23 protein-coding genes and 1 riboswitch are annotated in these 21324 nt (G+C 44.7%); of the genes, 4 read left to right on the top strand and 19 right to left on the bottom strand.

All coding sequences use genetic code 11. The features are described 5' to 3' along the window. Window positions 1-8: 8 nt before the first annotated feature. From NZ043_RS29515 to NZ043_RS29555, 9 genes are all read right to left on the bottom strand, one after another. A complete protein-coding gene (locus NZ043_RS29515) occupies window positions 9-1346 on the bottom strand; it encodes a hypothetical protein (protein WP_339309933.1) in 1338 nt (445 codons plus the stop codon). 115 nt (window positions 1347-1461) lie between these two features. Continuing rightward, window positions 1462-2112, bottom strand: a complete 651-nt coding sequence (locus tag NZ043_RS29520; RefSeq protein ID WP_339309934.1) for an S-layer homology domain-containing protein — start codon at window positions 2110-2112, stop codon at window positions 1462-1464. Between the two features lie 23 nt (window positions 2113-2135). Next, window positions 2136-5957, bottom strand: a complete 3822-nt coding sequence (locus tag NZ043_RS29525) for a hypothetical protein (protein ID WP_339309935.1) — start codon at window positions 5955-5957, stop codon at window positions 2136-2138. A 67-nt stretch (window positions 5958-6024) separates the two neighbouring features. After that, complete coding sequence (locus NZ043_RS29530; RefSeq protein ID WP_223199730.1) at window positions 6025-6357, bottom strand: hypothetical protein; 333 nt, start codon at window positions 6355-6357, stop codon at window positions 6025-6027. 20 nt (window positions 6358-6377) lie between these two features. Further along, window positions 6378-6857: a hypothetical protein gene (locus tag NZ043_RS29535; protein ID WP_076331342.1), complete on the bottom strand. Its 480-nt coding sequence runs from the start codon at window positions 6855-6857 to the stop codon at window positions 6378-6380. 128 nt (window positions 6858-6985) lie between these two features. Further along, complete coding sequence (locus NZ043_RS29540) at window positions 6986-7807, bottom strand: hypothetical protein (RefSeq protein WP_133385382.1); 822 nt, start codon at window positions 7805-7807, stop codon at window positions 6986-6988. A 252-nt stretch (window positions 7808-8059) separates the two neighbouring features. After that, on the bottom strand, window positions 8060-8698 hold the full coding sequence (locus NZ043_RS29545; RefSeq protein WP_339309936.1) for a hypothetical protein: 639 nt from the start codon (window positions 8696-8698) through the stop codon (window positions 8060-8062). Beyond that, entirely contained in the window at window positions 8682-9773 is a 1092-nt protein-coding gene (locus NZ043_RS29550; protein ID WP_339309937.1) for a glycosyltransferase, read from the bottom strand. The genes NZ043_RS29545 and NZ043_RS29550 overlap by 17 nt, the downstream gene beginning before the upstream one ends. Next, window positions 9751-10410: a hypothetical protein gene (locus tag NZ043_RS29555; protein WP_339309938.1), complete on the bottom strand. Its 660-nt coding sequence runs from the start codon at window positions 10408-10410 to the stop codon at window positions 9751-9753. Before NZ043_RS29555 ends, NZ043_RS29550 begins: the two co-directional genes overlap by 23 nt. 190 nt (window positions 10411-10600) lie before the next feature. Between NZ043_RS29555 and NZ043_RS29560 the strand changes: the two genes are divergently transcribed. From NZ043_RS29560 to NZ043_RS29575, 4 genes are all read left to right on the top strand, one after another. Further along, window positions 10601-11341: a GT-D fold domain-containing glycosyltransferase gene (locus NZ043_RS29560; protein WP_339309939.1), complete on the top strand. Its 741-nt coding sequence runs from the start codon at window positions 10601-10603 to the stop codon at window positions 11339-11341. Window positions 11342-11524: 183 nt separating this feature from the next. Continuing rightward, entirely contained in the window at window positions 11525-11794 is a 270-nt protein-coding gene (locus tag NZ043_RS29565) for a hypothetical protein (RefSeq protein WP_133385387.1), read from the top strand. Between the two features lie 175 nt (window positions 11795-11969). Beyond that, the gene (locus NZ043_RS29570; protein ID WP_339309940.1) at window positions 11970-12197 is read left to right on the top strand and encodes a hypothetical protein; all 228 of its coding nucleotides are present in this window, start codon (window positions 11970-11972) and stop codon (window positions 12195-12197) included. Window positions 12198-12384: 187 nt separating this feature from the next. Beyond that, the gene (locus NZ043_RS29575) at window positions 12385-12573 is read left to right on the top strand and encodes a hypothetical protein (RefSeq protein WP_339309941.1); all 189 of its coding nucleotides are present in this window, start codon (window positions 12385-12387) and stop codon (window positions 12571-12573) included. A gap of 29 nt (window positions 12574-12602) precedes the next feature. On the opposite strand, the gene NZ043_RS29580 is transcribed toward NZ043_RS29575, so the two are convergent. The 10 genes from NZ043_RS29580 to ribD all read right to left on the bottom strand — a co-directional run bounded on the left by NZ043_RS29580 (window position 12603) and on the right by ribD (window position 20700). Then, window positions 12603-13370 carry an N-acetylmuramoyl-L-alanine amidase gene (locus tag NZ043_RS29580; protein WP_339309942.1) on the bottom strand — a complete coding sequence of 256 codons (768 nt, stop codon included), beginning with the start codon at window positions 13368-13370 and terminating at the stop codon, window positions 12603-12605. After that, a complete protein-coding gene (locus tag NZ043_RS29585) occupies window positions 13370-13792 on the bottom strand; it encodes a phage holin family protein (protein ID WP_133385391.1) in 423 nt (140 codons plus the stop codon). Before NZ043_RS29585 ends, NZ043_RS29580 begins: the two co-directional genes overlap by 1 nt. Window positions 13793-13953: 161 nt before the next feature. Next, entirely contained in the window at window positions 13954-14436 is a 483-nt protein-coding gene (ytfJ, locus tag NZ043_RS29590; protein ID WP_036607830.1) for a GerW family sporulation protein, read from the bottom strand. A 147-nt stretch (window positions 14437-14583) separates the two neighbouring features. Next, window positions 14584-15315 (bottom strand): DUF2953 domain-containing protein, encoded by a 732-nt coding sequence (locus tag NZ043_RS29595; protein WP_249913479.1) that lies wholly within the window; start codon window positions 15313-15315, stop codon window positions 14584-14586. A 188-nt stretch (window positions 15316-15503) separates the two neighbouring features. Then, window positions 15504-16160 carry an SMC-Scp complex subunit ScpB gene (scpB, locus tag NZ043_RS29600; protein WP_249913478.1) on the bottom strand — a complete coding sequence of 219 codons (657 nt, stop codon included), beginning with the start codon at window positions 16158-16160 and terminating at the stop codon, window positions 15504-15506. After that, window positions 16129-16929, bottom strand: a complete 801-nt coding sequence (locus NZ043_RS29605; protein WP_076328266.1) for a segregation/condensation protein A — start codon at window positions 16927-16929, stop codon at window positions 16129-16131. The genes scpB and NZ043_RS29605 overlap by 32 nt, the downstream gene beginning before the upstream one ends. 104 nt (window positions 16930-17033) lie before the next feature. Beyond that, complete coding sequence (ribE, locus tag NZ043_RS29610; protein WP_017687651.1) at window positions 17034-17501, bottom strand: 6,7-dimethyl-8-ribityllumazine synthase; 468 nt, start codon at window positions 17499-17501, stop codon at window positions 17034-17036. Between the two features lie 101 nt (window positions 17502-17602). Continuing rightward, entirely contained in the window at window positions 17603-18835 is a 1233-nt protein-coding gene (locus NZ043_RS29615; RefSeq protein ID WP_091028885.1) for a bifunctional 3,4-dihydroxy-2-butanone-4-phosphate synthase/GTP cyclohydrolase II, read from the bottom strand. Between the two features lie 31 nt (window positions 18836-18866). Continuing rightward, window positions 18867-19535 (bottom strand): riboflavin synthase, encoded by a 669-nt coding sequence (gene ribE, locus NZ043_RS29620; RefSeq protein ID WP_036607839.1) that lies wholly within the window; start codon window positions 19533-19535, stop codon window positions 18867-18869. A 61-nt stretch (window positions 19536-19596) separates the two neighbouring features. Continuing rightward, complete coding sequence (gene ribD, locus NZ043_RS29625; RefSeq protein ID WP_176872572.1) at window positions 19597-20700, bottom strand: bifunctional diaminohydroxyphosphoribosylaminopyrimidine deaminase/5-amino-6-(5-phosphoribosylamino)uracil reductase RibD; 1104 nt, start codon at window positions 20698-20700, stop codon at window positions 19597-19599. Window positions 20701-21023: 323 nt separating this feature from the next. Continuing rightward, window positions 21024-21190: riboswitch (FMN riboswitch) on the bottom strand. Between the last annotated feature and the right edge of the window lie 134 nt (window positions 21191-21324).

Raw genomic sequence — 21324 nt, forward strand, 5'->3', positions numbered from 1 at the left:
TCTCCCCCTTACTTGAATCGCTCGATGGTCCATTTCATGAATCGGTCCAGGAAAGCTGCGGCTTCAGCCCGTGTCATAGCGGAATTTCCAAGGAACCATATCTCTTCCTCGTCCGTACCACCTACAGGTCTTCCCATATCAGTGACTTCCGCTGCACCATCCACCTTTTTCTTGATAGGAATGCCATTAATTAGTGGATCATTGTTCGCAAATGTTTCGTCTTCCATTTCCGAGACGGCTATTTTCCAGAAAGCGTCTTTGGACTGCTCTACCCGCTCCTTTTTGTCCCGATAATATATGGCCGAATCTTTGCCAACGTCTGCGAACCTCTCGCTCACATCTTTGAGATAATAGAACGTCACTTCGTCGCCCTCTGACAAAGGTTGATTAAAAACAACCGTGTGGTTGTCAATTTCCGAATAAGCCGGTGTTTCTTGGTCTTTATCTTTTTTTTCGTCTTTAAATTTCACTGTAACTTTAAGTTTCTTTTTACCTGCCGGATAATTGCCGTTAAGTCTAAAAACCCGTTGACCTTGAAATGCCGTAATAGGCTGATTAATCTCCGTCGTTGGTGCTTCCATGTCCGTAAATCTGGCATAGAACACCTTGCGTAACTTATTAATCAGATGAAACGCTTCTCCCCGCTGTATAATGGCATTAGGAAAAAAACAATTGTTGTATGCTGGTTTGAGGGTTGTCGCTTTGATATTTTCACTCATGAACTTGTTATTCTTCGTCCAATAATTGAACTTGCAGGTAACACCGTTCAGATTAAAAGGAAGAAACACCGATCCCCCCGGGCTGACACAATATACATCCGTTCGGTAACCAATAGCCTTTGTTGCAATTTTGGTTACCGCCTCTGCGTCTCCCATGGTGTCTGCCCATACCTCGGAAGGAATACTGAGTCTGCGAAGTGGTTGGCCTGCTGCATACAAATATTCCTGATGATTACGACTAAATGGATCGTAGAAATAGGTCGTCGCTGCGCTAAGTACAGCTCTGGGCAAATCTCCAGTCCAGGACACGGGTGGCCTTTTCCAAGCACTGTCCAGCAGCGGTTCTCCATAACTACAGAAGGACACCACCTGTCCTGCTGTCACACCGGTATACAACTCTACATCGGTTAATCCCTTACTATTGGTTTCAACCGTTTGGTAGATGGTCTGAACACCATCAATAAACACATACAGTGGATTGTCATCTGTTGGTTTAATCAGCACGGGCAGACTAAATGAGGTTTGCCCCGCTTTCCCTTTGATTTCTTCATATACAAAAGGCTTGCCTTCCTCAAACTTGTTATAGTTGATCCCGGCCACAAAGACTTCACCATCTTCCAAAACCATATTCGTGGCTTCCATAACATCGTTATAGAACCAGTCCCCTTCGTTTACATCAACCCATTTTCGTATGATAAACACCTCCTATCTTTAGAATAGACAGAAAAGAGAGTAGGTCACCCTACTCTCGAATTGTTCGTTCCAGCAAACGTTTAGTACGCATCAGGAAAGTAACAAACTCTGCTCTGGTTATAAAGTTTTCCGGTCTGAAAAATAGAATGGGTGTGCCATCCAATTGTGTTACAACCGTCAGTCCCAAATCAGCCAAGCGTTCAATAGAATCTCTTGCCCAGTGGTCCTTGCCTTCTGTCGTCTGTAAATCCTGAAACTGTATTGCACTCTTACGGTCATATCCATCTTTTTTGATCAGGGTCATGGTCAATTCGACCTTGTACCCCTTCTGATCTTTATCCATCGTATCCTGATGGTAGAAAATAGGGTCGACTTTGATGGACTCTACAACACCAACATAGATATTACCCTTCTCATCATAAAATTTGTGTGTCCAGCCTACGTACATCGCGTAGTCGTGATAGGATTGCTTATCTTTAAACAGGATGTTAATGATGGCCTTGTACGAAGATACGCCCATCTGATGAAAATGCGAGGGAGCATTAATCATTTTAATTTCCCTCACTTGCGGATTGGGCGAAGGTGAAGAGTACGGATCAATAATTCTTCCGTTTACTGGCTCGAATTTCATGCCTGTATCTACCAACAGCTTCCTTTTATACCGGTCATTAACTAAGCCAAACGGATTTTGCTGAGTCATATCAGATGCCCTCCTAACCTATTTTATCTGGGGATATGATTGCTTCCCATTCTTGCACCTACATTACTAGCCATCCGGTTAACCAGACCAGGACTGTTCTGCCGTAGTGTCTTGTCCAACGTAGATGTAAGTCTCTCCACATCTTTTGTGCTGCCTGTCATATTATCGATGTTCACATGAACCGTAACATCCCCCGAGCCAACCATCACACTTTTATGCGTATTGTTCGTCGTCATGTAGTCAAAGTAATCCATGACCTTAAGACCTGCTGGAATGTTGAATGAAGAAATCGGTTTATCCATTTTTTTGCTAATTTCATACAAATTTTTGGACTGTTCTACACCCAATGCCTGGATTTGTTTAAAAATCTGCATATATTCATCCGAGCCCGGTTTAAACACACCACTATTCAACAGATTCTTCCAATCTTGCTTGATCGAACTTATTTGTGAGTTCATTTCAGATGCACGCGATTTGTTCAATGCAATTAATTCTGGTGCATCTTCCTTACCTCCATTAGCCGCCAGGAGATCATACATTCGTTTATCATAATCCAACTGCGTCAACTCAAACTGATCATTCATCTTGCGTCTAAGCTCATCAATTTGGCTGTTTTTGACACCATTCAGTTCAAGCTCTGATTGTGCCTTCTGCTGTTTCTTCTCATTGATCTCTAGGCCCAGTTCATCTTTATCCTTACCTTCAGCCATCTTGTCGTACGTCTTCTGTAAACTTGCAATAGCCTTATCGAAGAACTTGATATTCTCTTGCAAATATTTCTCCATTAGCGCGCGCATCTGACCAGAATCTTCGCGAACACCACTAATCAATAGACGGGATCGAGTGACTTGGTAATTGGTTTCGTTATCACTTGTCGACTTGTTAAGCTGCCGATTAATTTTGGCGATCATTTCATCAATACCATTGCTCTGTGGCTGAGGCGTATAGCCGTTAGCAATGGTACCTATTCCGCCCACAGCAGGAATATACTGCATTTGAGGTTGAATGTATTGTATCTGCGGTTGTTGTTGTTTGTTGTCCCCAGGCGGTTTTCCAGACTCTTTATCCATTTGAATCTGGGCTTCTTTTTTCTCCTGCTTGTAGTTGTATTCCTTGCCCAGTTTCTTCTCAACTGCATCTCCGCCGTCTTCACTCCATACCGCCTTAAATCCCTTCCAGTAATCCCCGAACTTGTTATTGGTAGCATTGTTTCCGAATATTGAACTCATTGTGCCGGACACAGCGGCATCCATCCCCAGGTTTAACCCTTTCCACACTTTCCCTACAAAAGATGACTGCTCCATATCCTTGAAATCTTTGGCCAACTCTTCTTTATTGGTTGCGCGAATACTCTGCTTCTCCGCTTCTGACTTACCCATATTGTTCAATGGATCGACAAGACCAGAGACGACATCCATAGCGGTCATCGCTAACCCAAGTGCTGGTACAGCTTTTAAAGGCCTCAATATTCTCCCGCCGGATTTGACTAATTTCGAAAATTTTCCGGGTGTTTTAATCCCACGGGCAGCTTGCTCCGCATTGATGTCACGCTGAGTAATCGAATTACCTTGTCTATCTCGAAGAATATTTCCATCTTTATTACGCATTGGGGCATTGCTGTCAAAAAATGCTTTGCGATTACCTGTGTCTTTCATATCCTTAAACCTAGAAAGAAGGCCTCTTTTGGGTGTATTTTTACTCCCTTTTTTCGAGTCGCCCCCCGGATTGAATTCATCCATTATCGCGTCTTTCATGACATCTTTGATCAGATCTTCATGACGAGCTACAAAGGTTTTGTTTTTGGATTCTTCCTTGTCATCCTTCACAGGAGATCCACCGTTTCCTGCACCTGGAACAACTAGTAATCCTCCTGAACCATTCATCATACTTGCGAGCTGAACCTGTTCAAGTTCCTTCAGTTTGGATATGTATGCTGTAGCATCGATCATGCCTTGTCTAAAAGAAGCATTTAACTCATTGACTTCGGTTCTCAATGTGGAGAGAACATCATTCAACAGAGTTGACTGTTTACGCAGCTTCTGGATCTCGGATTCGTAGCGCTGAACATCCGTTGAACCGTATGTAAACTCTGCATTAAGGAAATACAACTTGTTTCGTAGTTCAACTGCATCCAGGTCCATATCATCCATCGCCATCATCAAAACTCTAGCTTGGTGTTCAAGTTGCATCAATGCTCTACTCGTGTCATCCAGTTCTCGGCCTAGAAACTCAAGACTTCGCTTCGTCTTTGTAATCTGAATATCGAGTGAATGCATTTCTTCTCGCAACAGAAGAAGTTCTCGACTATACGTTTTGACTCGCTTCTCAGCTTCGTCACGTTCTTCTGCATGAATGGAAGAAGCCGCTGTATCCCCATCTTGTATAGCCTGATTGTACATATTATGTTTATTATCTCGGTTAGTCCGTGCCTGAAGTACATCATCTTGCTTGGAGGCGGCCCTACTTTGAATTTCTGTTCTGCGATGTTCCAGAGTCTGCAGACGACTCTGCTGTCTGCCCATTTCCTGCGCTACACCAGCACGTTGCACATCCGTGACTCGAAGTGGCTCGGGAACATCGCTCCCCATATTTTCGACTTTCCCTGGATCCGCATTCGTAGCACTGTATCGCTTCTGATCGCCTTCATTCATCACTTCACCGAACTTATCCCACGCAACCTGAACTCCGACTTCATCCATAATTCGGTTAAGCAATTCCATATGATCAACAATGCCACCCGTACGATCTCCAATTAACCGCATGACTGCGATAAGATAATCGCCCAGCTCGGCAAATTCCTCTTTCAACCCTTGTATCGCCTCATGCGTTGCAATCTGAAAAGCGATTTCGATCTCTCGTTGTCGGAATTGAAGGTTGTCTCTACTACCAGTGCGCTGATGGACCGACGCGTTTGCATCCGTAGCCTTCACTTGTTCAGCAAGAAGATCGAATCTAACTCGATTCGATGCAAAGCCCTGCTGAGGATGATCTCCTTTTGACTGAACCAACAATCCAGCCTTGCTAATCCAGTTGGCTAATACATCCTCTTGTGCAAGCGTTCCATCGGGGTTCCCTACCATTGGAAGGGTCTGACGCATCATATCCATCAAGTCCTGAATGCCAACATCCAACAGCGTTGAAGCTCTGATCATCATGTCTGTGACTTGGGACAGATTAAAGCTACTGCTTCCCCATGTCGGAGTAACAGATTCCAGACCTGTTGCCGTCTGTTCTACATCCATATTGCCCACTGAATGCAGCTTGGCTACTTCTTCAGCAAACGCCACAGCTTCAGATGAATGATCATAATTACGAGAACCAATGCGATAGGCAAGACCTACATCTTCCTGATCCATACCATGTTGCAGTGCAATTCGTTGCAGATTTTTGACCGTTCCGGTTTGTGTATATTGCCCACTGTCATTCGTTGTCCCAGACGATCTAAGCTCCAAATTTTGGTCGGCCCGGCTTATCTGTTGATCCATCTGCTGCGACGAGTCAAGGGATTTCTTGAGTAATGTTGATGAATACCCCTGGGTTTCACCTGCTGAAATATATTTCATCGTATTCATCACGGAGTCTAACAACCCCTGTGAGCCAGCTGCAGACACATCCTTCATTTGACTGAACGCTCCACGATAAAAGTGCTCCAAATCGGCAGTCAGTGTTTCAATCATTTGCGACTGCATATCACTTCTGACTGTCTCTACACGTCTAACCAATGTATTAACACCAGAAAGGTAGCTTCCTTTCAGCGCTGTATTTTGTCCAGTTAATTGTTCCTTATCTGTTAATATTTCTTGTGTTAAGGAATGTTTATCTCCTTGTCCTTCTGTTTCAGTCAAAAGAATCACCGCCTTTATGCATAAATCCCGTTCTACCTTCATTTAGGCAAAACGGGATGTCTCTCTCTTATCCTCCGAGCGCTTGTGCAAGCATACCGATATCATCTTCTGATATCTCTGTGTAATCCTCGTCATTGAAGGTTCTTTTACGTCTGACGGTCCCATCTTCTTCAACTTCCTCGCCCCCACCGCCACCGAACATGCGAAGAGGTGCTGTCATAAGTTCAACCTCAAATTGAATATATTTCTCGGCTGACTTGCACAGCTCCGCAACCTGAGGGAGTGTGTACTCCCAAATCTCCCACTTGTTCAGCCCACAGTGTTTATGGAGGGTGAAGAAGATTTCTCCCCAGTGAACGGGCTCCTGTGTTTCCGTATCACGGATTTCGGTTCCCTCCAAAGACTCCCCCTCGGTGCGTTCTACTTTTTTAAACCATTGAGTCCAATGAGCATATCAATGACTTTGCGAGCTGTGTTCAGATCAAGGTACTCATCCAGATATTCTCGATTGATGATATACTCACCATGCTCATCTTTGGTCACGATATGTGGATAGTTTTTGAATGCCATTGCCAATACATCAAATAAATCCTGCTGCCGCTTTTCATCCAGTTCATCATTCTCAGTCGGAATGAAGTTAAGAATAATGGCATCGATATTCACCGTTTTCAGCAACTTCATCAGACGGCGGGCATCCTTCAGGTTACATGGCGGAATACGATATTTCCGTCGATCCCTCAGCGTAATAATCTCATCATCTTCAAAGAATGCACGCTCAGCAGCCTCCACTTCCTCCGGAGTCACCCGTTTGTTTTCCGGATCATCTTTGATTCGTTTCGCCGCTTCCTCATTCAGCTTTTCCGCAAGCTCACGCTCGGCTTTTTCTTGTTCTGTTTCCATGAATTTAAAGACCTCCCCAGGACATTCTCCCCCATATAATAAAAAACCTGGCAAGGCAAGGCTCTGTGAAGGGGAGGACACAGATGCCGTTTGATACCTTGCCAGGAGCAATCAACCTTATTTAGATATTAGATCTTGCTTGGTGCGCTGAAACGTTTGATACTGCCGATTTTTCCGTCAGCACGTTCCGGATCAAGAATCTGCAAGGAGATTGCAGATGCAGAAGCGGCAGCGCGCTGGGCATTGATACTGAATGTCCCTTTTGCACGGCACATGTACAGCTCGGTTTCAACACCTGCATACGAACCATCTTTTTGCTGGAACGTACCGTGATGAACGACAGAGATTGGGAATGGTACTTCGTCAACCAACAGGTCAACCATGTCTACAGTTTCTTCACGTTTGTAGTTCAGCACAATCTCCTTATCGATATGGACCGCATTCAGGATGACTACACCATTTGCTTCGTCGTAGAAGAACGCATTCGGTTCCACGGCCGTTCCTTTGGAAGTGAGTTGTTTCAGCAATGTGTTGGAATCTTTGAGGCGAACCGTGATGCCACCGTTGCTTCCATAGATTTTACTTGCATATTTTGGCTTGGCTTCAGCAAAGCCAGAATTGGATACGCCTGCAGCCACTGTAGACTGCTCATTCAGCACCCATACATAAGACTTCACTTGCTCTTGTACCGTTGAACCCATCATCAGCTGGATCGCATCCAGATCGAATTTGGCATCTGTTGCCGACACTTCAATCGATTTGGACTTCACCAGTACATCAATGGCGAACAAACCGTCACCACCAAAGATGTCCTCAAGCTCCACGTTAAGGTCAATTTTCAGATCTTGCAGGGTACCCAGGGTAACTACCTCAATTTCGCCCATCGGATCTTTTGGAAGGCGTTTAGCCATAAACGTACCTACACCTTTGATAATCATTTTTTTAGCCATTGAACAGTCCACTCCTTAGGATAGTATGTATTTTTAGCTACGGAGACTTGCTTAAGCCGGGATCAGGTTAAAGGACTTGATGATCGGGAGATCCTTCTTTAATCCGTCTGGCTATTCACCGTCTCTGCTTTTTATAGTGTAGAACGCTATCTTCAATCCCTAACGATAATGTAAACGAAATATATTGAAGCACGATTGGCCCCGTCATCTTTGCAAAAGGAAAAGGCCTATATACGATCAAAGAAAAGACCCCTACATTAGAGGGGCCGTTCTGTTTGGCAAAGCATCAATAATTTGCGCTACCTGTTCCGCACGTTCCTTGATCTCAAATTCATCGGCAGTAACCAGATGAACATGTGAGCAGTATTTGCCATGCTCATAGATTCTCTCAGGTGTAATGAAGACAACGTCAGCAACAGCTTCCATCTTGTGTTTGTGCTTCTCGTACTGATCCGGATCGGTCAACGAATCAAATACAACCAGATCAGGATAGGCTGTCTCGACAGAACTTGCCAGCCGGCTATCGTTCACCCAATAGATCACGCGATCACCTTGAAACAGCGTACGGACATTATGGCCCACACGGGCTACAACAAAGTTTGGAATCTCCGGATATGGATACTCCAAGGCATCTACCTGATAGAACTCATCACTGGAGTTGATATATATTACATTGTAGCCTACTTCCGCGAGTGCTTTTAACAGCCGTTGTGGTCGACGCCCGAATCGTTCACTATGGAAATCGATCGCAGGCAGATATACAATCGTAGTATCCGTGTTTGGGGTGTAGGTCGTAACATTGAACTCCGTCGCGTCAATCTCTATTTCTTCAAGCTCAATTGTCGGTGTTGTCGATTGGTTACCAAACATTCGTTTAAATATCTTTTTCATTTCTCATACCTCCTATGACCTGATTAATCATCTTTACGGCATCCATTGCCCTGCCATCCCAGCTATTAGACTTAGCCACCCTTACTCTTGCCGCAATTTTGGAAGCACTATTCTCACGAATCGCTTTCTCCAACATCACCCCGCAATTATGCTGATTCATAAAGTAAGTTACATCGCTGTACTTATGAACAATTTCCTCCATACGCGTTGTCAACACAGGTTTGCCCGCAGACAAATATTCATAATACTTGATCGGATCGCAGCCCCGGATCATCTCTGTCAGCTTGAATGGCACGATACAGACATCGAATTGAGCAATGTAGGCGGGAAGTACTTTATAATCTTTGTGCGGAAGACAAGTCACATTGGGATGCACAATATTTTTTTGATAGAGGGCATTGTTTCCAATCAAAACAACACGATAACCTTTATCTGCAATAGCGGTAATCAGCGAATAATCTACCCACGATGCCATTGCCCCGTGGAAACCCACAATCTTTTGCCCATCATGAACATCGGGGAAGTCCGCCGGTTTGGGCAGAATGGCCCGCGCTTTCTCAAAATGTTGGTAATCTGCCCCGTTAGGGCACATAAAGATTGGTTTGCCGTCATGTTTATGTGCCTCGTACATCACCTTGGCAGTCGTCGCAATAAGATCTGCACGGTCAAAACATTTTGGGATGTAGGATTTCCACACAGCAAACTCATCAGCCGAATTATCAAGGTAATCAAATACGGTAAAATCAAACTTCCGTCCATCCGAATAATTGTACTGACCTGGATTCGAGAACCAGAGTACCTTCTTTCCTTTGATCAGGTGATCGTAGTTCACTCCTTTTTGCACAAGGAACAAATCCTCATTTAACTTTTCAATCGGGCGGCTCTGCTTTCTGTACGTTTCTTCATTGATAAAGATAGCCCGTATACCTGGAATATTAGAGAAGGCGGTCATCAATTGCTGAGGACGTTGGAACAAGAGGTTCCAGTCAAGTGCGGGCGGGTAGACAATGGTCATTTCTATACTTTCAAAAACCGGATTTTCTCGTTGTTTTCTACGAAGCAGCCAATTGAGCAATCAACTCCACTCCTTCCGCATAGGCATGAACGGGACGCAACCGAGTATCTACAAACAGTTCAAACCCCAATCTTCTAGCCTGCTCACAAAATGGTGCATCTTCACCTGTTGGATGGGAACCATATCGAACCCCTGCTTCGATCACTTCACGCTTAATCAAATATACGGCACCTGTCAGTTCTACCGGGAACAAACCCGCTTTGAATTCAGGTATATGTTTTCCGCCGATCATGGCATTATGAGCCTTCAACTTTGGATGATTCCGTATAAGCATGGCGCATACATCCTTGTCATTATCCATTAACTGCTGCAGGCTATGCTCAGGAACGAGGATATCCGTATCAATCGAGAACAGATAATCACAGTCCGATTTTAGAAACTCATCCAGGAGCATATTCCTCAACAACGCCAGGTTGTGATAGGAATATTGTCCACGTATATGACCATATGTTCTCCCCAGATTATGAGTAAGATAAGGAATCTGATGACAATCAAGGATATGCTCCGTCTGATCTTCACTATCATTCAGGATGTACATATAATGCTTCTGCACTGCTTGTTGCTCAAGTGATTGCAAGTGCCGTTCCATAATCCAAGCCCGGTTTCGCACAGGGCTACCTATAAATACGTTTTTCACAGTCCATCCCCTCTCCCTTTTTACATAGTCTAGACTGTTCCTCAATAACCTTCGCACGTGGAACAAAAAAGGAGTGATTCCTCAAAAGAAGAGAGAGAACGAAACATTTTTCCTATTCTAGTACAGAAGGAGTTGATGAATATGTATACCAAAGAAACCATTATTCACACATCGGAAGAAGGTGACCTGCATGCTGGGGAGTGTAGAATTAATCCACAACTGGTTCCAAATGGCCTCTGATGGAGAAGCCCATGCTTCTGTTCGATTTGGGGATGCTTCCAACACCATTCTGGCCCACGATACCGTTCTGACTATGGATTTCATCAAGTCTCATTACGGCTGGTTGAACGATCCTACCTATTGCGGGATAACCTTACCCAATGCAAGTGCGAGAGAAATTATTGTACACTGCCTGCGAAAAGCGGATTACGTCGGACATCTGACCCAGACAGATCACTGGTATTTCAAACCGTTATTCGATATGTGCCTTGCATATTACAAAGTTGAACCCAAGGAGACCTTCTATGCTTTTGAGAATAATTACATCGCCCGATTCAAGTTATTCTATGAAACTTTCAAGACCATGCCTATTCTGATCTGCGGAGCCAAGGCCGAGCAATATCGAGAAGTTCTGGAGCGGAGATACGGGTGGACAAGCATCGTGGGAACGGTGGACTGCCCCTCGTGGTCTCATGTGAGCACAGCATCCAAACAAATGGAACATATCTACCAACAGACACCGTGGAAGCTTACTCTGGTGTGTGCAGGTGCACCCGGTAAGGTACTGGTTATTAAGGCCAAAGAACTGCAGACCGTAGGTGTTGACTTTGGTTCCGGAGCAGATGTTGCCATTCAAGCCGACAGTGAAAATCTGAACGCATGGGATTACAACGGATTTCCTGATTATTGGGAAGGCAGACCCAAAAAATGACCCTCTCCGGGTCTTTTTTACTGGATAAAACTGTTATTCTAATCGAATTTTATCTCCTTAGTGGCTGTTGATAATTTAAACTATCTGCCTTATTATTGTTAAGATAACTCCTAATCTAACCTGGTTTAAACTTGCATGAAGAGGAGCTCTGCTAAGATATTCAAACCGTTGGAGGGAAATGTAATGGCGTACTCGCAGTCAAAGACCGAAATAGTAGCAACTCATCTAAGAACAAGATTTATGGAAGGTAACGTGGAGGGACATGAGATCGTAGTTGCCTTGATCAGTATGGTCAAAGCTGAGAAGATTAATCTAGATGAGGTTGCCCCTATTCTCTCAACAGTCTTTTTTGAACAACCGCAAGGTATTCTGTTGGCACTCGAAAAAGCTAGCACTCTGATTGATGATGAATTAATTGATTCCATTATCCACGAAGTAAACGAAAAAGCTTAATCTTACATACAAGGAGAGAGCTTATCATCAGATTTTAATTTACATCAACCAAATATTCTCTCCACACTTTTAGATTGAATAGATTCATCACTGAGAAATTGGACTTTCTCGTTATTTTCCGTCCTCCTCCGCTTATTCTAGTAGTATTACGAAGGAGGGGACACCAATCGAGACAGTGAATAAAGCCATTTTATTTTTAGTAGTTATTGAAACCATGCTTGAAGCGCTCCACCATGCGGAAGTAGATCAGACAGAACTTGTGGATTCGCTTGTTATGTTGGGCCTTGATCCCATTGAGATGTTGTACGAGACAAATACGATTAGATCTTTCCAAAAGATATGCAGGGCTTTTGCAGAACTCCATCTTTCAGATGAGGCCCTGGACACTTTCTCAAAAGAGTAGTTAAAAAAGCAGAACCCCACATCACATTCGACGTGGGGTTCTGCTTTTTTATATTTAAGAAGTTTGAACCCGTTTTGAACCGGATCAGCTTAACCTTCCCCATCCTGCCTCGTATAGGTCATCTAGGGACCATGGACATCTCCATCGCCCCTGTTGACTCTGACTTAATAAACGAAAGGATGGTTGTATGAGCTCACCCACAACACCCCATGTGATCGAAAAAAATCAACTCGCGGTTATTGGAGTCATCGATGAATCCTCGATTCAGACCCAATATGAACTTGAGTATCCTGATCATATCGTGATTATACAACATTTTTATTTTTTGAAAGATCCGGCACACTTTAACTCCTGGTTAACCAGCAGGCATCCTTAGCTCCTAATCAATATGCACTGCTCTCGCGGTTAGGACTTTTTACGTCTGCGCTCATCAATTAAAACCTTCAGTAACAACAATTCTCCATAGGTTAACTTCTTCTTGCGTACCTTCTCTACCCATGCCCAATCTTCAATCACCTTGTCGTTGTAGGCATCTCCAATGAACTGATCAAGTTCATTCCAAGCCCATTGTGCATAATCCAGAACCGTATTCATATCATCATCCTCCGTGACTGCTACTTCTTGTAGTGGGTTTAATTTTATATGTACTGCTTGCTTAAATCTTTCATATTCACCTGGTTGTTTAATCCATGGCAGTGGGCATTCCTTCCATCCAACCACTTCTTTGTGTGTGAAGAAGACGGGTGGAAAGCCCCGTTCCCTGATTAGGTATACCGCGAGGTCTACAACGTTATTGAATGTATCTTCATGGATACTGCCATCTTTTTCAATGCACATCTCAATGCCCACTGTACTATTGTTCGGATATGTCCCAAGTTTGGCCAGAGCTTCCTTCGTGTATGTTGCACTCCCGCAGTGATAAGCTAATTCATCATCCGGGAGACTGTTATATATCGAAGTTCGATCTACCGAGAAATGTGCACTTGCATAACGACCATTCACTGCTTTATTGGAATCTTGCTGTGCCAGACTTGCAAAGTACTTGCTAATGTTCTTGGCGGGTGCCCCAGGAGAAGCCGTATAATGCATCACAATCCCACGTTTTGCTTTTAATTTCAGTCCAGCTCGGCTGTATTTATTCACAGGTATGTAATCCTTGATGATCTGTAACATTACATCTTCCCCTCGTCTTCAACTTGATCTTCATTGCCTCGAAGCTTAAAGAGAGCTGAAGTGATAAACTTCGGTACAGGCAGGCCCAGTTTCCCCAGGTTCTCCAATATACTGATTCCTTCCGTACCGATAATGAACATTAACATTGCATCTCGCATAAAATCATTTGAATTGCCTGCAACCATATCCAGTTGATGTGCAATAATGACAAAAACAAATGTCAATGACTTACGAGCAAGCCCCCACCATCCAACCCTGCTGGATAATTCCTTCCTATACCATGCAGACAGCACCCCTGTGATGTAATCCAGCCCCACAAAGATGGTCACGGCAATAAACAGGTGATCAATTCCTCCTACCAAATACACGACTGCCGATAGCAGCCAGCCAAACAAAACCATAAAAACGGTGTCTCTGTGCATTAACGTTCCCCCTTCAATAACCTATTTCATGTCTAGGTTAGGCGGATCACAGACATAAGTCTCATGTAATACGGAAACCTCCGAAAAAACACTCACCCTTCGCTATACAAACAGCAAAAATCCCTCACGCTTGGATGCGGGAGGGATCATGACGAAATGATTCAGCTATACGTTGATGGATCTGGTGTAACCGGTACACCTGTAGTATTCGTTGGTGTTGTATTCCGTTGGAACATGCCTTGAATTCGGTCCAGAACATAAGGGGTGGAGTCAATGAGTTTCTCAAACAGATGTGTGGAGTTATCAAGTGGTACAATGTGTACCCCCTGTTTACCTACCACCAGGAACGCAATAGGACGTATGGATACACCGCCGCCACTACCGCCACCAAACGGAGAAGCAACTTTAGCTGAACTCGCATGTTCTGCAGAGGTACCCGTAGCACCACTTTTGCCACTACTTTCTCCATTAACGTGAAAATCACTACCACCGGCAGCAAATCCGAATCCCACCTTACTGATTGGCAGAATCACGGTACCATCTGGTGTCTCAACTGCATCGCCAACAATTGTATTGACATCCACCATGGCCTTTATATTTTCCATTGCGGTTTCCATTAAGCCTTGAATTGGATGATCTGACATTTAAATTCCCTCCAGTTTCAATGTAAGCTAGGTTTGATCTAACCATATCATCCCCAAACTTGAAGGGACTTATGTAATAAGCATTTTAAATACACTCACCAAACCCCAACCTTACATTCCCAAAAACAGACCGACTATGATGGGTTTTTATACTGTTGTCCCACTAAGCTTATTCTTTTGTTTCTCCTTATGCCTGCGGCGCTGTTCCTGAAGAAGCTTGAACCACATCCGCCATCCGCCTTCAACTTGAAGCACACGGGTGAGTAGTGTAACTCCAGCGATCAGAACGGCTGTAATCCGAATTTTCGCTCTGAAATCAAGTTCCGTTCTAAATTCCATTTCATCGGACCATACCGGCATAACCTGAAGCACGGGTGTTTCATCAAAGCGGATCTGATAGGTGAGAAAACCAATAATAATGGACTTGATGCTCCACACCCAGCCCGTCAGCACCGCTGTATATGCTGCATCACCAACGCCGATGTGGGTTGCCCAGGACAGTTGGGTCATATGTACGCGTGTGAGTGTTTGCTTAAGCCACAGCTTGAGCGCGTCCGTTGCCCTAAGCATAATTTTCACATCTTTAGTCCACTTCTTGACTTTACGTTTGTTGACCCGCTCACTTCCCTGGGCTTCGCCTCTCGAATGATTCATGGATTGTTCGGTCTTGACCAGAAAACCTTCCTTCATATTGCGGAAAACAATACTCGGGATCTCATAGTTAATCCGCACAATTCCATAGAGAAAACGAACATTAATATTGGCGTAATCATCACTTTTATGTTTACTGAATGTAAAATGTACATGAACATTTGAGATGAGGACTGCGGCAATCAGCAATGCGAACAACAAACCGATTCCTCCAAGCCAAATCCACACAGGCCTTACCTCCAAGCCCTCAATTCTTTTCTCGTCTAGTATGACACTCTGAATAGGAAAAAATTCACGTCTGACCTAAAAATCCCATTTCATATTTATTTAGAAACTATTCTATCCACCATTTTTCTAAAACAATGCACAAAAAAACCGACTCCACTGATGGGTGTCGGTTAGTATGAGCTTGCAAATTAGAGTGAAGAATCCGTACTATCATCTTCGCTGTCGATATGACTTAGATCATCCGCCGGATCAGCACTTTCCGGTTCCAGTTGTTGCAGATCCAGTTTGTTGAATAACAGTTGTGTCTCTTCCTCCAGGTTTTCCGAATCTTCGAACAAGCCTGGTTCCGGAAGGTCTTTAATTGAAGCCAGTCCGAAATAATCCAGAAATGACTTGGTCGTTCCGTACAGAATTGGTCGTCCGATCGCCTCGGCTCGTCCCACTTCAATAATCAAATCCTTATTCACAAGCGTATGAATGGCCCGCTCCGATTTTACACCGCGGATTTCCTCAATCTCTACCCGTGTAATCGGCTGACGATACGCCACAATGGCCAGCGTCTCCAGAGCCGCCTGGGATAAGGACGTGCGTGCGGGAGAGTATGCCAGTTTCTCGAAATATACAGCGTGGTCAGGCAAGGTTCCCAACTGAACTACACCAGCGATCTTGAGAATCTGTACACCTCGTCCCTGCTGTGAGAATTCATGAATCATCTCCTCAATCGCGTCCGTTACAAGCTCCACTCGCTGGTCGACGATCTCGGCGATTTGTTTGATACTCAGACCTTCTTCTCCGGACAAAAACAGCAGGCCTTCAATAATCGATTTCAATTTCGGAAAATCCATGATTCTTTGTTTCCCCTCTCCACTCCATAACGATATCCTCAAACATCCGTTCCTGATAACAGACAATCTGCTTCATCTTCATCAGTTCCAGCACCGCCAGAAAAGTGACAACAATCTCATGGCGATAGATATGCTCGTCCATCAACTTGGAGAATAACAGTCTGCCTCCCGGCCCCATACTTTCCAAAGCGCCGATGACATCCCGTATCCGGTCCTTAACCGAAATCTCATCCCGTTTGATTCGGGTTACAGTTGTGCGCTTCTCAGCCTTACGTAGCGCCTTCTGAAAGGCTGCAATCAGGTCAGAGGTGTGTAAACCCTCAACCGGGTTCGATTGGGCTTCTACGGGCATATAGGGGCGCAGATCCTCGGGCTCTTTGGAAAATATAAGGCTACGTTCCCACTCCCGTTCATGAAGATGACGCGCAATTCCCTTGTACTTGCGATATTCTATCAGACGTGCAATCAGCTCTGCACGTGGATCATAATCTTCTTCTTCCATAAAATCATAATCCTCGAAGTCCTCAATGACCGGTGGTTTGGGCAATAAAAGTTTGCTCTTGATCGACAGCAATGTTGCTGCCATGACCAGAAATTCACTCGTAATATCCAGTTCCAGTTCCTGCATCGAATGCAGATACGCCATGTATTGATCGGTAATATCGCTGATGGGAATATCCTGGATATGAATTTCAGCCTTATCAATCAGATGAAGCAGCAGATCCAAAGGCCCTTCAAAAGTCTCCAGTTTGTATGTAACTACCGTCACTAGACGAATCCTCCCGCCAGAAAAATACAAAACCCTGCTAAGCCGTCCGAATCCGGTTTCCCGTGTTCGTCTGCGCAAAGCAGGGCACTACTATTAAATAAGCACTATTTTAGCTGTTTCGTCAAGTTTGCCATCTCAATTGCCGCCGTAGCTGCATCCCAACCTTTGTTACCCGCTTTGGTTCCGGCACGTTCAATCGCTTGTTCAATATTTTCTGTCGTAACCAATCCAAAGATTGTAGGCACGCCAGTTTTCAGATTAATTGCTGCTACCCCTTTAGCCATCTCGTTGCACACATAATCGTAATGCGTAGTGGATCCACGAATTACAGTTCCCAGGGTAATCACCGCATCATACTTGCCGCTCTCCGCCATTTTCTGCGCAATCAGAGGGATTTCGAACGCTCCTGGAACCCAGGCTACATCCACTTCATCATCCTGCACGCCGTGACGTTTGAATGCATCAAGCGCCGCGCTAAGTAATTTACTGGTGATGAATTCGTTGAAACGTCCAACGACAACTCCATAACGTGATCCTTCTGATACTAAATGTCCTTCAAAAAATTGTGGCATTCAAGTCATCTCCCTAACGGTATAATGTAATGTAAGTAACGGAAATCCTAATTAATCTCTTCCATAAATTACATGGTGAACGTTATTCATCTAAAATATATTTACTGTTCGTTTTGTTCGATATCATCAAACTTGAGCATATGCCCCAGCTTTGCTTGCTTTGTATGAAGATAAACCGTATTGTCCTCGTTCTCTTCCATCTGGATCGCAACACGCTCTACAACTTCAAGTCCGTATCCTTCAAGGCCTTTAATTTTACGAGGATTGTTAGTTAACAGTCTGATCTGACGAACCCCAAGGTCTTTCAGAATTTGAGCGCCAATCCCGTAATCACGCAAGTCGGCAGCAAATCCCAGCTTCAGGTTTGCATCCACCGTATCCAGACCTTCCTCTTGCAGCTTATAGGCTTTGAGTTTGTTGATTAGCCCAATGCCCCGGCCTTCCTGTCTCATATAGAGCAGTACGCCGTTGCCTTCCTCGTTAATCTGTTTGAGTGCCGCATCAAACTGAGGACCACAGTCACAACGATGGGAATGGAATACATCACCAGTCAAACATTCAGAGTGCACACGTACAAGTACGGGTTTGGAACCATCTATTTCACCTTTGACCAAAGCCACATGCTCCTTGTTGTCCACAGCGTTTGTATAAGCCACCGCTTGAAACTCGCCAAAGTCCGTTGGCATACGTACAGCCACTTCACGTTGGACCAGCTGCTCTTTTTCGTTACGGTAACGAATCATGTCCTGAATACTGATCAGCTTCAGATCATGTTTGCGGGCAATCTCCTGCAGATCCGGAAGTCTGGCCATTGTGCCATCTTCCTTAATCACTTCACAGATCACGCCTGCGGGATATGAACCACACATAATGGCCAAATCTACCGCCGCTTCTGTATGCCCAGCACGACGAAGTACACCGCCATCTTTTGCAATCAGCGGGAACATGTGACCAGGCTTACGGAAGTCCCCAGCTTTCGCTTCAGGATCAATCAGACCTTTCACGGTAATAGAGCGTTCATGTGCCGAGATACCTGTTGTCGTATCTTTGTGGTCCACAGAGACGGTGAAGGCTGTTCCATGGAAATCCGTATTTTGTTGAACCATCGGTTTCAGATTCAGTTCGTCCGCACGTTGTTGTGTAATCGGAACACAGACCAGACCTCTACCTTCAGTAATCATGAAATTAATGACTTCAGGTGTCGCCTTTTCGGCCAAAGCGATAAAATCGCCTTCATTCTCCCGATCTTCATCATCCACAACAATGACGGGTTTACCACGCATGAGATCATATATAGCTTCTTCTATCGTATCCAAAATGGATTGTTCTGACATGGGTCCACCTCCAGTTTATTTCTGTTTCTATTTATGCAAATCCGTGATTGGAGAGAAAATCTTCACTGATACTGCGCGGCTTGCCAGCACCCGTCTCTCGATGTCCTCTCCCATACTGGAGCAGATGATCCACATATTTGCCCAAAATATCGCATTCGATATTAATGGTATCCCCTGTCTTTTTCACATTTAGTACAGTTTCACCAATGGTATGCGGGATTATGGAAACCGTGAATGCGGTATCCGATGTATGGACAACGGTCAAGCTAATGCCATCCAGTGTAACCGATCCTTTGGGAATCAGATATTTGAACAACTGGTGATCATCAGGTTTGATCTCAAACACAATCGCATTCTGATCACGTGTTATACTGCCAATCACTCCGGTACCATCGACATGGCCCTGAACGATATGTCCGCCAAAACGCCCGCCGGATTGCATGGCCCGCTCCAGATTAACTTTACTGCCAGATTGCAGCTGACTGAGATTGGTATGGCGATAGGTTTCAGGCATTACATCGGCGGTAAAACCTCCACCTTCGAGCGTTGTCGCAGTTAAGCACACGCCGTTCACTGCTACACTATCACCAATCTTCAGATCGTCCATGATGGCGGAAGCTCCGATATTCAGGACCATCGCTTCGCCTTTCCGACCAATACGCCGGATCTGACCGACTTCTTCCACCAAACCGGTAAACATGCTGCCGCCTCCCTTGTTCAATTTATAAAGAGTCTAACTTGTTTCTTTAAAATTCATTTATTTATTCAGGCCACACCGGAATACCGCCAATGCTGATATTATCTCCAACTTTTTCGATCTCCAACTGATTCAATTGAATCGCCTGATTCATACGTTCCACACCTTCGAAGCGGAAGCTTCCAGGTGTATCATAACCGCCTACAATCTTCGGAGCGATAAACATGAGCAGTCGATCGACCAACCGTGCCTCCAGCATGGCTCCATTCAGAGTGCCCCCACCTTCAAGCAAAATCGAACCAATCTCACGCTCACCCAACTTGCTAAGTCCGCTTAACAGATCCACACGTGGTCCAGGACCACAGCGTATAATCTCAACACCGTAAGCTTCCAAACGTTCAGCAGCTTCAGGACTGGCTTCGTCTGTGGTGAGAACCCATGTTGGAGCAAGACCATCCTTAACCATTTTGGCACCTACGGGAAGACGCAACTTGGAATCCACCACAATGCGCACCGGACTAATGCCTTCCACTTGTAAACGGGTTGTAAGTTCCGGATTATCGGCAATCACTGTGTCGACGCCAACCATAATTCCCTGGTGACGATGACGAAGGGCATGCACAATCTCACGAGCGGGCTCGTTGGAGATCCACTTGCTGTCTCCGCTGCGAGTAGCAATTTTGCCATCCAAAGTAGTAGCCGTTTTCAGTGTCACAAAAGGTAGACCCGTTGTTATAAATTTAATGAATTTTTCATTCATGCGTCTTCCACGCTCACGCAGTACGCCAACTTCAACTTCAATGCCTTGTTGACGAAGCATGCTGATGCCTCTGCCGGATACTTGCGGATTTGGATCTTCACAACATACGACAACACGTTTTACCTTTTCATGAATCAGGCGTTCACTACAAGGTGGCGTCTTGCCATAATGACTACAGGGCTCAAGTGTAACGTATACCGTACTTCCTTCTGCATCGCTGCCTGCCATGTTAAGGGCATGCACCTCCGCATGACCGGTTCCACGTTTCAGATGGCTCCCCAGACCTACAATACGACCTTCTTTCACAACTACACATCCAACGACCGGATTAATCCCCGTCTGTCCTTGTGCTCGTTCCGCCATATCCAATGCCAGTGCCATATAAAATTCATCATTGATCATTTCCAAATCCGTTCACCCCGCGGTTTAAAGTCTTTTTTATTAAAAAATCCCCGTCGAACAATCAGTTCGATGGGGATGATGAGAGACAAATGTCACCAGCAGGAGTGAAATGGATACAGCACGCCAACACTTTGCCCAAAACTTCATTTCGGGCAAGTGAAAATAGACACATACCTTAATGAACATCAATTACAGGTAAAGAGCTTTTATAGTGTGGCATATGTATGGAACTGTCCGGCGTAACCGGATCTTCCCTGCACAGTGCAAGACATTACCAATCTAGACTGTACAGCAATACTCCTGCTGAATGCAAACCTGTTAGGTCTGCACCTCTCCTTCTCCCATCCAGACTATACTGTCGGTTCTGGAATTACACCAGATCAGCCATCTGCCACAGGCAGACAGGTCACGGACTTTGCATCAAGTGCTGGACATGTGTCCTTACACTTCCTGCATCACCGCCGGTAGGGAATTGCACCCTGCCCTGAAGGATTGCTTTCGTTATTACTTGGATGTTAGCACTTTAATGCCAAAAAATCAATTGTTTTTTGTTCCTTTTTGTCACATACTAACTTTTAATAAGCTAAGAAACAACAAAAAACCGCTTCCTCTCAAGGAGGTACGGTTTTT

The sequence above is a fragment of the Paenibacillus sp. FSL k6-2145 genome, assembly GCF_037976585.1.
Classification (GTDB): Bacteria; Bacillota; Bacilli; order Paenibacillales; family Paenibacillaceae; genus Paenibacillus.